The sequence below is a fragment of the Bacillus thuringiensis genome (assembly GCF_001455345.1).
Lineage (GTDB): Bacteria > Bacillota > Bacilli > Bacillales > Bacillaceae_G > Bacillus_A > Bacillus_A thuringiensis_N.
Genome location: NZ_CP013274.1, coordinates 853,683 through 865,970, shown reverse-complemented (window position 1 = coordinate 865,970; position 12,288 = coordinate 853,683). Strand labels below are relative to the sequence as shown.

Below are 12,288 nucleotides of genomic sequence, written 5' to 3'. Positions count from 1 at the left end.
ATCGTGACGTAAACGCATTCAATTGCAAGTGCCTACCGCATCTTTGGAAACTATTATAACTATGCTATAATAGATAAATTAAATCTTTTATTATATATTTGGAGGCACTATGCTAACTTTTGAAGAAAAATTATCGATCATTGAATCTTTCCCTGAATTAGAAAGAAAGAACGTATCATTAAAACGCGTGAACTTTCACTTTGAAGAAAGTCGTTTAGATAAAAAGAACGTTGTTTATCATTTACATCCAAATGGAAACGGCTTTGTATATGCAAGTGGTATTAAAGGTTATAAAACAGATGATAAAGGTATGATTAACATCCGTGAGTTTTCAGAAGAAGAACTGCGTTCATTAATTGAAAAAGTAATTGAACGTCTATCACAGGAGCCAGAAGAAGTTGTTACACCAATGGAACCTGCTGCAGAAGAAGAATGGAAGAACGAAGACGGCCACATCCTAACTCTTATTCAAGAGGACGATATGTGGAACGTGTACGCTGGTGTAAACTTAGACGGTACATTCAACTCTTACCCAGAAGCTGCGGAATACCTTGATGAAGAAGGATTTTCACGTAAATAATACGATTCAATGAGGCTGTCCCATTTTTAGGGACGGTCTCTCTTATTAAGTAAGTAGGCTTTTTGGATCGCCTCCCTAAATGTATAGCATCAAAATTTCTTATTCTCACTATCCCCTATAAAAATTTGGATTTGACAACTATATGTCTCTGCATTGAAGACATCACTAACTAACTCCACTTCAATAAAACTCTCCACTTCTATATTATTTTCTTTTATATATTTAATCATAGTATTTCTACGTTCCTCTTCATTCTCTTTACTATACGCTAACGTTATATATTTCCCGCTCGGTAACACTTTTATATTTTGCATCTCTTCCATATGTACATCATCTCGTACTTTATTAAAAACATACTTCGGTTCTACATTCCAATTTTCATTTACATTGTAGAGAATTCCCATCTCCATTTCCATTTTCTCTTCATAATTTTGTACGATTTTCTCTAAATCGGAATAATACAGTAACTCCTGTAAACTCCCTACTTCTTTACAAGGCGCAACAACGACATAACGCTTTTCAAAAAATCCAATAGAGATTTCATCATTCTTTAATATTTCCTGCGAACTCCTTACTTTCGCATGTAAGTCATCAATCGTTTCCATTACCTCTTTCATTTTCTTTATATCATCTTCCGCTTCTTCTCTCTTCACTTGTAAAAATCGCAGTAATTTATCCGTATTACATTCCTTAAAGATCTCTTGCAGTTCTACTATACTTGTGTTCAGCTCTCTACAGCTTTTTATAATATCAATGTGAATAAATTGATCTATCGAATAATATCTATACCCCGTTGATTCATCAATATGCTTTGGAATAAGAATCCCCATCTTATGATAGTATCTTAGCGCTTTTATCGTAATATCCTTTATTTTTGCAACTTCTCCAATAGAAAATAACTTTTTCATTTGCATCTCTTCCTTTATATTTTTTTGCATACAACCATTGACTCTCCCCTTAGAGGAGACCTTACTATTTATAATAAGTCATTTACATTAATAAAGGGAGTATACAATTATGAGCACAGTAACATATAGAAGTCTTGTTAAGGAAGACTATGAGCCTATAAAACATTTAATCGGTGAAGCATTTGGATTTAATGAATTTATTACAGATAAAAAATTTTTAAACTCCGTATTAAACTTTTATTTACACAGTTGTATTTTAGGCAGTTCCTTCAGTAAAGTAGCTGAAAAAGATAATAAAGTGATCGGTGTCATTTTAGGCGATTCTGAAAAAGATAAAAAACGTTTAAAGAGATTTCATAACACCGTTAGCTTTGCCTATAACACGCTGAAACTATCCCTAACGAATAAAGAGAATAAGGAATTCTTAAAAGCATTTATAAAAGTAAAAAAAACATATAAAGAACTCATACAAGGAAAAGAAGATCAATTTCAAGGCTGTATACAATTATTTATCGTTTCTGAAGAATCGAGAGGTCTTGGTGTTGGAAAATATTTATTAAACGATTTGTTCCAATACATGAAAAAAGAAGAGGTAACATCTTTATATTTATATACAGATAACGCATGCAACTATGCATTTTATGACAGACAAAACTTCCAGCGTATACAAGAAAAAGCAGTTAATTTTGGACCAAAAGAAGATTTCAACGTGTTTTTGTACCGCTATAACTTTAACTCATAGTAATATGTACATTTCCATGCTCTTTGCTACTTAGCAAAGAGCTATATTAAGTATGAACGCTATTATTGGTTCAAGTCGATTTAAATAGAGAGAACTCACTTAAAAAGGAGAGCACAACATGGAATGGATTCACGAATTATTTCAGCAATATGGGTATTATGTAGTACTTGTCGGTTTACTTTTAGAATATATTGCACTTCCGTTTCCAGGGGAGCCTACATTAGCCTATGCAGGATTTTTATCACACCAAGGTGATTTGAGTCTACCCATTTTAATTGTGTTATCTTTCATTGGGACAAGTGTAGGTATGACCTTCCAATACTTTGTAGGAAATAAACTAGGCATGCCCTTCATTCAGAAGTACGGGAAATATGTATTTTTAACCCCAAAAAAAATTAATCTAACAAAAATGTGGTTCGATAAATACGGCTACTTTCTAATCTTTATCGCTTTTTTCATTCCAGGTGTCCGTCATTTCACAGGATACTTTGCAGGAATTATCAACTTACCATTTCGCCGCTTTGCGATAACAATTTATTCAGGCGCTCTATTTTGGGTATCCTGCTTCTTAATCGGTGGTTATTGGTTAGGTGAAAATTTAGAAGAGATCTTCCAAATACTAAGGCAACACATATGGACAATTCTCTTCGGTATAATTATCATTACGCTAATCACCCGATTTCGTAAGAACATAAAGCATATGATTTTAAAAACAATACTTAATAAGTAAAGTTCTGATTAGCTACGTACGAAAATAAAAAAGCGGAGACCCGTAGTCTCCGCTTTTTTTACATGCATTTTGTTTCTGAACGAACTTTCATGTTCATTAGTTTTTCTGACGTCTAAACAACATCGCTCCGAAAAGTAATAAAAACATACCTGTCATAACAGAAGTAGCTTCTGTTGACACTCCACCTGTTTGAGGAAGAAGTTTTGATTTCTTATTATCTTCTTCACTCAATGATACTTCAGATTTTTTTTGTACTTCTACTTTACTGTGTACCTCTTGCTTGTTTTGTACTTCTACTTTTTCTTGTACACTTTGTTCGTTTAATACTTCCGGTTTTCCCTCTTTTAACTCTTCTATTGTTTCTTCTTCAACTTGCTCTTCTTCTGGTGTTACATGTATTTCCGGCTTCTCCGTAACTTCTGGCTTCTCTAGTTCTTTCGGCTCTTCTGTTACTTTTGGTGTTTCCGGCTTTTCTTCTTTTATTTCTTCTGTTGTTTCTTCTTCAACTTGCTCTTCTTCTGGTGTTACATGTATTTCCGGCTTCTCCGTAACTTCTGGCTTCTCTAGTTCTTTCGACTCTTCTGTTACTTTCGGTGTTTCCGGTTTTTCTTCTTTTATTTCTTCGATTGTTTCTTCTTCAACTTTTTCTTCTTCTGGTGTTACATGTATTTCCGGCTTCTCCGTAACTTCTGGCTTCTCTAGTTCTTTCGGCTCTTCTGTTACTTTTGGTTCTTCCGGTTTTTCTTCTTTTATTTCTTCGATTGTTTCTTCTTCAACTTTTTCTTCTTCTGGTTTTACATGTATTTCCGGCTTCTCCGTAACTTCTGGCTTCTCTAGTTCTTTCGGCTCTTCTGTTACTTTTGGTTCTTCCGGTTTTTCGTCTGTTATTTCTTTTATTTCTTCTATTGTTTCTTCTTCAACTTTTTCTTCTTCTGGTTTTACATGTATTTCCGGCTTCTCCGTAACTTCTGGCTTCTCTAGTTCTTTCGGCTCTTCTGTTACTTTTGGTGTTTCCGGTTTTTCTTCTTTTATTTCTTCGATTGTTTCTTCTTCAACTTTTTCTTCTTCTGGTTTCACATGTATTTCCGGTTTCTCCGTAACTTCTGGCTTCTCTAGTTCTTTCGGCTCTTCTGTTACTTTCGGTTCTTCCGGCTTTTCTTCTTTTATTTCTTCGATTGTTTCTTCTTCAACTTTTTCTTCTTCTGGTTTTACATGTATTTCCGGCTTCTCCGTAACTTCTGGCTTCTCTAGTTCTTTCGGCTCTTCTGTTACTTTTGGTTCTTCCGGCTTTTCTTCTTTTATTTCTTCTGTTGTTTCTTCTTCAACTTTTTCTTCTTCTGGTGTTACATGTATTTCCGGCTTCTCCGTAACTTCTGGCTTCTCTAGTTCTTTCGGCTCTTCTGTTACTTTTGGTTCTTCCGGTTTTTCTTCTTTTATTTCTTCGATTGTTTCTTCTTCAACTTTTTCTTCTTCTGGTTTTACATGTATTTCCGGCTTCTCCGTAACTTCTGGCTTCTCTAGTTCTTTCGGCTCTTCTGTTACTTTTGGTTCTTCCGGTTTTTCGTCTGTTATTTCTTTTATTTCTTCTATTGTTTCTTCTTCAACTTTTTCTTCTTCTGGTTTTACATGTATTTCCGGCTTCTCCGTAACTTCTGGCTTCTCTAGTTCTTTCGGCTCTTCTGTTACTTTTGGTTCTTCCGGCTTTTCTTCTTTTATTTCTTCTGTTGTTTCTTCTTCAACTTTTTCTTCTTCTGGTGTTACATGTATTTCCGGCTTCTCCGTAACTTCTGGCTTCTCTAGTTCTTTCGGCTCTTCTGTTACTTTTGGTGTTTCTGGATTAGTTTGAGCTTCCAGTTCTTCTATTGATTCTTCTTTACCTTGTTCTTCTACTTCTGTTACTTCGTGGATTTTTATATTTGTAATATCATAACCACTAACTTTCGATTGATATCCTGTTACTGGTTGTTCTTTTACTTCATACGTATGAGCTTTCCCTTCATTATCAACTGCTGGTAACTTTCCAAACTCATATTTCCAACCATTTTCTGCCGTAACTTCTTTCGTTGTAATGACTTTACCGTTTTGCAGTAAATCTACTTTAATTGTTTTTGGGCGATCGTTTACTTTGTCGCCTTCCCATGTTTTCGTTCCTGCAACAGATGTAGTTTTCAACTTATTTGGAACCATAAGTTTTATTCCGTTTGTAGCATCCGTCTTAATTGTAAAAGGAATTTTCGCTTGTGAATCAAACTCTACATAATTCGGAGCAGAAATTTCTTGCACGTAATAATTACCTGGAGTAAGGTTTGGCGCTTCAACTATTCCGTCTTGATTTGTTGTATAGGAATCACCAATTTGCTGACCTGACTCTGTAAACAATTTAAAAGAAACACCTGGAATAAACTTATTCTCGTCTCCTTCAATATGTTTAACTATCTGCAACGTTCCTTTCGCAGGTAAAACCCCTTCAGCCTCGCCACCAAATGATATATTTTCAACCTTTACACTATTAGATTCAGAAATAGGTTTCTCATATAAAATTTGATAATCAAGCTTGTAGTCATTCTGTAGATGTTTCAACTTTTTCCCGCTATCAGTAATCGTTGATGTATAGAAAATGGTAAACGACGTAGCGTTCGCCATATGTCTATAAATTACAACTTCAAATGAGTTATCACTAGTAAGCTTAATGTATCCATAACCTCGGTCTTGAAATTGTTTAAGAGATAAATACTCTTTATTATTGATAGTAATAGTAAAACTATCTTTATTTAGCGTTTGTCCTTCTTGTAACGTATCTTTTAAAACGATGTTGTCATGTAAATATTGTTTCTTTAAATTTATATTTAGAAACCAACGTACTTCATTACTTTTGTCTGGCTGAATATCACCAGACTTATAGAAAAACATCCCCGGTTCTGTACCCTCTCCTTTTGGATGCGTAATACTTACCATTTGTTTTTTTAAATCTGTCCCTAAATTCGTTTGTACATCTTTCGTCTTTCCAGCTTCAACATTCGTACCTTGAACAGTAAAATTAAAGTTCCCTCTAATATTTTCAAGCTTTTCTACCGTATCATTAAATGTACAAACCACATTATTTGCATTAATCTGGCACGTACCAAAAATACGCCCTGAATCATCCTTCAATGGAATTGTGCCACTATAACCTTTTAATTCTGGCGGAAGTGCTAGCGTTAATGTATCCCCAGACTTCATCTTCTTTCCAGGTTTTTCACTAAAATTTACATGTATCGTAGTCTTTTCTCCATAATTTAATTTCGTCTTTTCAAATGCAAAACTATCAACAAATCCTGTTGTATTTAATTCTTGAGCATGCCCTATGATAGGCATAGAAACTTGTCCAATAAGAACAGTAAAAATAAAACAAATCACAGATATTCTTTTTAAATATGTACTCATAAAACCTCCAATAATAATTGTTAAACTTTTTAACCGTGAAATCCATTCCACCCAAAATACCCCTTAAACTAAGGGGGTACGGACTAAAGATTATTTGCAGCATCAAACCATCGTTAGTTCTACAACATAAAGTAATAAACAACACAATTCATTAACTATATTGTGTTCATTCCTACTTTTTTCGGGCAGCCAACAATAAATACTATTCCTAATAAAAATACATTACAAGACTATTCATTTACATATTAATTTGTTACTATATTCATGCTGCCAAAATATACTAACTGACCGCTTTATTCATAAGGTCATCTGATGACTGACTTTCTTTATCTTTCAGCGATAATTCTCCTTTCATAACTTCATTCCACTCTTACTAAAATTATTATCTCAATATCTATAAAGTTCACCTGAAAAATTCATTAACCCCTTATTTAAAGAGGTTTATATACATTTATAAACAAAGTGCAATACCTCAAAAAGTATTTTCACATAATAATAAAAGAAGATTTATACCATTTTTTCAATCGTTTTAAAAAAAATAAAGCTATCTTTTCGTATTAGAAAAGATAGCTTTATCTGTATAGACAACCGCTCTACCACTTACTTTTTGGCGCCTTTCAACGACTCTCTCAGCACAAATTTTTGTAATTTCCCACTCGCATTACGAGGCAGTTCATCCACAAATAAATAATGACGCGGACGTTTATAATCTGCTAATTCGTCACTTTCTTTACAATACGTTTCTAAATCAACCTCTGTAATATGTTCATCTTTCTTTACAACAACTGCTACAACACGTTCTCCCCATAATTCATCTGGCTCACCGAGCACTGCAACATCTAATACACCAGGATGACTATGAAGGAAATCTTCAATTTCACGAGGATAAATATTAACTCCGCCGCTAATCACCATATCATCAACGCGATCTGCAACGAATAAATAGCCGTCTTTATCGAAGTAGCCTAAATCACCAGAATGATACCATCCTTTATACATCGATTTTGCATTTGCTTCTTCACGGTTATGATAGCCAGCCATCATAGTTGGGCCTCGTAAAATAATTTCTCCTACTTCATAAGGAGGCAATACGTCATCTGGTTCTGCCGGTGCATCATCGCTTGGTTTTACAATTCGAATTTCATGACTAAAGCATGGTGTTCCCGCTGAACCTGCTTTCGTAATTTGATCTTCTTCTACGAGAAAAGCAACTACAGGTCCCATTTCTGTCATTCCGTAAATTTGTACAAGATCAATATAAAGACGTTCTTTACATTCCTTTACTAGCGCTGGAGCCATCGCCGCTCCTCCATAAACACCAATCTTCATCGAAGTTAAATCGTACTGCGTTAAATCTTTTTGCAGTAACATATTCCACATCGTCGGTGCCGCAAAAAACGTCGTAATCTTCTCTTCTTGAATGGTATGTAATACTGTTTCTGTATCAAAATGATGCAAAATAACATTCTTTCCGCCAACTTGAATGCGCGGAATAATCCCAGCATTTAACTCACCGCAGTGATATAAAGGCGCTACAACAAGTCCGGCACTATCTCTGTTATATTTTATGAAATACGTACAGATCATATTCACGATGACGATGTAACACGCCTTTCGGATGACCAGTTGTACCGCTCGTATAAAGCATCGAACAATAATCCATTTCATCAATTTCAATATCTATTTTATCAGAAGATGCTGCATTCACTTTTTCGTGGTAGGAACTTGCATAAGAAGGTGTATCATCTTCTACATACCAAAAAGACGAATTTGGAAAATCTCGTTCAATGATAGCGACAGTTGATTCAACTGCTTTTTCAAAAACAACGACTTTCGAGGATGCGTCCTGGAGAATATACGATACTTCTTTTGCTTTTAAGCGGAAATTAATCGGGTTAAAGATTGCTCCAATTTTCGCACAGGCTAAGTAAACGTTTACAAATTCACGGCAGTTATATAAGTAAACAGATACCGTATCGCCCTTTCTTACTCCTTCTTCTAATAGAGCGTGCGCCGTTTTATTTATTTGCTCATCCCACTGTTTATACGTCCAGCGAATATTTTTTTCTGGTTCCACTAACGCCTCTTTATTCGGATACTTACCAACAGATAAATCAAATATTCTCCCTATCGTCATGTACATGCCAACAATTTCCCCCTTTTCTCTTTCATAAATCTATCATTTCGTCCATAAGTAGACATTGTCCTCTAATGATTTGACTAATTTTTCTGATTATTATCGACATAGTTTTACAAACAGTTCCGCTTTTGGCGGTAAGTGAAATTATATCGGCGATTTTCAAAATATATCAGCGATTTTTCGAATATATCGACTTACCGACAAAAACAGACAATATAAGAAAGAAGCTGTCCCAATTTGGAACAGCCCCTTCATCTTATGCAAATAGCTCTTCTAAAATTTTCAGTTTGTCTTCTGTATATTTTACGAAGCCATCGTTATATGATTTTGGATCTTTCGGATTTGCGAAGTGCGTAATTGCTCCCGTCTTCGGGTGAACAAATTTACTTGATGCCCCACAACCAAGTCCGATAATCGATTGTACTTCTTCCATAATGACAATGTTGTAAATACTTTCTTGCGTCGGCATTGCATACCCAACGTTCTCTAAGTTACCTAAAATATTCTTTTGACGATATAGGTAATATGGTACGTAATTATGCTTTTGCGTCCACTCTTCTGCTTCGTGCATCATCGCTGTAATTTCTTCGCGACCTGCTACTTTATATTTACGTTTGTTTTGCGTCATTTCAGAAGCACGTTTAAATGATAACGTATGAACTGTTAATGATTCTGGCATTAACTTTTCTGTTTCATCTAACGTATGCTTGAAGATATCTAGCCCTTCACCAGGAAGACCAATAATTAAATCCATATTAATATTGTTCATTCCCATTTCACGAGCTAAATGATACTTCTCAATTGTTTCTTCTACAGTATGGTGACGTCCAATTGCTTTTAGTGTTTCTTGATGGTATGACTGCGGATTAATACTAATACGGTCAATGTTCCATTTATTTAACACTTCTAACTTCGCTGGCGTAATTGTATCTGGGCGACCTGCCTCAACTGTTACTTCACGCACATTTTTCACATCTGGGAACGCTTCATACATTTCTTCATACAGCATATCCATCTCTTCTGCTGTAATACTTGTCGGTGTACCGCCGCCGTAATAAATCGTCGTAACTGTTACACCTTTTTCTTTTAAAAACTTACCAATTTCACGAACTTCATAATGTAAACCACCTAAGAATGAATCAACAGAACCTTGGCGTCCGTTAATTGCATACGCCGGGAATGTACAGTATGCACACTTTGTTGGGCAGAATGGAATACCGATATAAATACTTACTTCCTCTTTCAAACGGTATAAATCCGGAACAACTGCTAATTGGCAATCAACAATACGCTGAAGAAGTTCAATTTTTTCTTCATGAATTAAATAGCTTTCACGAAGTTCTTGATGTGCTTCTTCTTTTGACATACCATTTTGAAGCATTTTATGAAGAAGTTTCGTCGGACGAACTCCCGTTAAAATACCCCAGCTTTGTTCAAGCCCAGTTAACTGCTGAAGAACAGAAAGATATACATAAGAAACAACGTGCTTCACTTGCTTCATACGCTCTTTTTCATCTGTAAAAGCAGATAAATCTTTTGCGAATGTTTCTTCATACACATTTCCAGTCGCAACATCTGTTAAACGAGCTGATGCTTTCACATTCTCTTCAATGTGTATATCAACGATAAGATTTGCTTCCTCTTGTTCAAATCCAATCGTACTATCTTCAAAAAATAAGCCGCCAATATTTTGTAGCGGACGTAAAAAACGATCATCTTGTAACGTTTTAATTGAAATTAACAACATTATCACCTTTTCATTTGCAAACTCTCTTTAGTTTACTTGAAGGGCGTTTGCAGGTCAATACAGAAGGTTTTACCTTATTTAGATATCCTATTTAAAACAAACTGAATATTGATTTTTAACGAACTTTCTCCAGTTGTATAGACATTAGAATATACTCTTGTTACAATCTAGAACGTATTAATACTTGCTACTAAATTAAATACACCTAAAGGAGGACTCTTAACACGACATATAGAGACTATCACGTGTTAAAACAACTATGAAAAAAAAGTTTTACAACATTTTAGCATTATCTTTGGCATTACAAACATTTGTAGCACCTACCCATTCATTCGCAGAAAGTATAGAGAAAACTGCGGAATTGTCTATTGACGAACAAGCTTTAAAAAGCATTGAAGAACATGCAAAACAACATAGACATGACGAAGAAAACGACCTTGAAATCTCGGGTGAATATCTTCTCCACTTATCAACAAAACTTCCACTATATGATTCAAATGACTTAAAAACCAAAACAAATATTGAAATTACTGAACCAGTAGTAAAAGCAACGAAGAAAAAAGGGAATGCATATTATATACAAACGACATCTGGTTCTGGCTGGGTTAATAAGGAAAATAATAGTTTAGAAGTACAAGAGATTCATAAACTCTCTAGTCAAAAATTAATTGTAAAAGAAGAAACATCCGTATATTCATTCCCCTTCCAATCGTTTAAAGAAGAAACGAAATTACAGCCACAAACAGTAGCTCCTACTGAACAAGCTGGAAATTGGTTTAAAATTCAAATAAACGGAACTGAGAAATGGATTTATGCTCCTTCAGCTGCATTTGAAGGTACGAAAGCATCATTATTCGAAAAGCCAAGTACTACCCAAAATAGAAGTGCAACATTTTTCAAAACACCATCTAATTTGCCTACAAATAACGTTTATGGTGTTACATTTAAAGAAATGATCGTACCAAAAGGTAATGAAAACATTCGTCCTGGCTACGCAATGGAACCAAAATACATAACAATTCACGAAACTGCTAATACGAGTAAAGGCGCTAACGCGTTAAATCATGCGAAGTACTTAGATAATCAAGCCCGCGGAAACACTGATCGTTCAGCTTCTTGGCATTTTACTGTCGATGATAAAGAAATTTATCAACATCTTCCTTTAAATGAAGTTGGTTGGCATGCTGGAAATAAAACCGGAAACTATGAATCTATCGGTATTGAAATTGCTGTGAATAGTGATGGAAATTATGCTAAAGCAGTAGAAAACGCACGAAAATTAGCAGCCTATTTAATGAACGAATTAAATATCTCCCTCGATCACGTTCAAAAACATCAATTTTGGAGCGGAAAAAACTGCCCTGCATTTATGATTCAACGCGGACAATGGGATGCTTTCTTAAAAGGCACGAACGCTTACTATAATGAACATCGTAAAGAGGTTATTCCGCCGCCAGAAGTCCCTCATGAAAAAGACGACATTACAGGTGGATGGTATGAGCAAGACATTCGTCAGTTAGCAGCTAGAAAAATCATGTTCGGTGACGGAAATGGTTCTTACTGGCCAAATCGTCTTGTCACACGAGCTGAGTTTGCAAATTTAATGTCGAGAGCTTTAAAATTACCTGCTGGAAATGCTAAATTTACAGACTTAAACGAAGCACACCCATCGTTAGTAGATGGAATTAACCGTGCCGCTAGCGCAGGTATCATTAGTGGCCGTGGGAATAATAAATTTGATCCAACCGCTACAATAACACGTGATGAAGCGGTTATTATGATTGACCGTGCACTAGAATATAAGTGGATTTATAGAAAAGAAGTGAAATTACCATTCACTGACCAACACTTAGCATACGATAAAAAAGCATTACAAAACGTTTATGCATACGGAATTGTAAAAGGTAACGAACGAAATGAATTCGTACCAAAAGGCACAGCAACACGCGCTGAATCAGCCGCATTTTTAAATCGAATGCTTAAAGTGATTGAAGCTTAAACAACAAAACTAAAAGGCA

General features: G+C 35.1%; 7 protein-coding genes and 1 pseudogene. 4 read left to right on the top strand and 4 right to left on the bottom strand.

What is annotated here, in order from left to right:
* The first annotated feature begins 109 nt into the window (after positions 1-109).
* The gene (locus tag ATN06_RS04670; RefSeq protein ID WP_060629716.1) at positions 110-580 is read left to right on the top strand and encodes a hypothetical protein; all 471 of its coding nucleotides are present in this window, start codon (positions 110-112) and stop codon (positions 578-580) included.
* 89 nt (positions 581-669) lie between these two features.
* Here the strand turns inward: ATN06_RS04670 and ATN06_RS04665 are convergent, their stop codons facing one another.
* A complete protein-coding gene (locus ATN06_RS04665; protein WP_060629715.1) occupies positions 670-1,518 on the bottom strand; it encodes a MerR family transcriptional regulator in 849 nt (282 codons plus the stop codon).
* A gap of 79 nt (positions 1,519-1,597) precedes the next feature.
* Here ATN06_RS04665 and ATN06_RS04660 point away from each other — a divergent pair, with 79 nt between their 5' ends.
* Together ATN06_RS04660 and ATN06_RS04655 are read left to right on the top strand one after the other, a co-directional pair.
* Positions 1,598-2,230 carry a GNAT family N-acetyltransferase gene (locus ATN06_RS04660; protein ID WP_060629714.1) on the top strand — a complete coding sequence of 211 codons (633 nt, stop codon included), beginning with the start codon at positions 1,598-1,600 and terminating at the stop codon, positions 2,228-2,230.
* Between the two features lie 118 nt (positions 2,231-2,348).
* Positions 2,349-2,960, top strand: a complete 612-nt coding sequence (locus ATN06_RS04655) for a DedA family protein (RefSeq protein WP_060629713.1) — start codon at positions 2,349-2,351, stop codon at positions 2,958-2,960.
* 96 nt (positions 2,961-3,056) lie between these two features.
* On the opposite strand, the gene ATN06_RS04650 is transcribed toward ATN06_RS04655, so the two are convergent.
* The 3 genes and pseudogenes from ATN06_RS04650 to ATN06_RS04640 form a co-directional block, all read right to left on the bottom strand.
* Complete coding sequence (locus tag ATN06_RS04650) at positions 3,057-6,383, bottom strand: Cna B-type domain-containing protein (protein ID WP_060633092.1); 3,327 nt, start codon at positions 6,381-6,383, stop codon at positions 3,057-3,059.
* A 600-nt stretch (positions 6,384-6,983) separates the two neighbouring features.
* Positions 6,984-8,526, bottom strand: a pseudogene (locus ATN06_RS04645) (fatty acid--CoA ligase).
* 253 nt (positions 8,527-8,779) lie between these two features.
* Positions 8,780-10,270, bottom strand: a complete 1,491-nt coding sequence (locus ATN06_RS04640) for a coproporphyrinogen III oxidase (protein WP_001970223.1) — start codon at positions 10,268-10,270, stop codon at positions 8,780-8,782.
* A 259-nt stretch (positions 10,271-10,529) separates the two neighbouring features.
* On the opposite strand from ATN06_RS04640, the gene ATN06_RS04635 reads away from it, so the two are divergent.
* Complete coding sequence (locus ATN06_RS04635; RefSeq protein ID WP_060629712.1) at positions 10,530-12,269, top strand: S-layer homology domain-containing protein; 1,740 nt, start codon at positions 10,530-10,532, stop codon at positions 12,267-12,269.
* Positions 12,270-12,288 lie beyond the last annotated feature (19 nt).